This window comes from Kitasatospora nipponensis (assembly GCF_039528135.1).
In the GTDB taxonomy this organism is placed as follows: domain Bacteria; phylum Actinomycetota; class Actinomycetes; order Streptomycetales; family Streptomycetaceae; genus Kitasatospora; species Kitasatospora nipponensis.
This window is the reverse complement of record NZ_BAAALF010001103.1, coordinates 1-532: the sequence shown is the minus strand read 5'-3', so window position 1 is coordinate 532 and position 532 is coordinate 1. Positions and strand designations below refer to the sequence as shown.

Here is a 532-nt window from a genome sequence, read left to right as displayed (position 1 = left end):
CCAAGAGCGGAGATCAACTCGTCCGCGGGGGTGGGCTCTTGCGGCTGGTCCGATGGGGAGTCCGGCTCCTCCGTGGAGACGGCCCCCAGGGCCAGGCCGAACAGCAGGTGGAGATCGGTGGAGTGTTCGTCCAGCGCCCGGAGCACCTCACGGGTGGTGGACACCGACAGTCCGCGTACGGCGATCAGGGCCCTGGCCAGCCGTAGCCGGCGCAGGTGGTGGTCGTCGTACTCGGCCTGGGTGGCCGAGGTGGCCACACCGGCGGGCACCAACTCCTCCCGTAGGTAGTACTTGATCGTCGCCACGGGGACGCCACTGCGCCGGCTCAACTCCGAGATCCGCATCCTTCTCCGCTCTCCACTGGAAATTGGGTAGCTCTACTGTCTAATATAGATAGTGCCACACTCCAACAGTGTGCAGCACCCCTGCGCGGACGCCCGTACCGGTACCACCGAAAGGCCGTGACCATGCCCACGCTCCCCTGGATCACCCCGAACGCTCCCCGGCCCGACGCCCAGGTCCTGGTGATGGC

1 protein-coding gene is annotated in these 532 nt (G+C 67.1%); it reads right to left on the bottom strand.

Annotation, left to right across the window (positions count from 1 at the left end; all coding sequences use genetic code 11):
- The coding region (locus ABD323_RS45100) for a MerR family transcriptional regulator (RefSeq protein ID WP_344447735.1) at positions 1-344 on the bottom strand (344 nt) is incomplete at its 3' end.
- Positions 345-532: the final 188 nt, after the last annotated feature.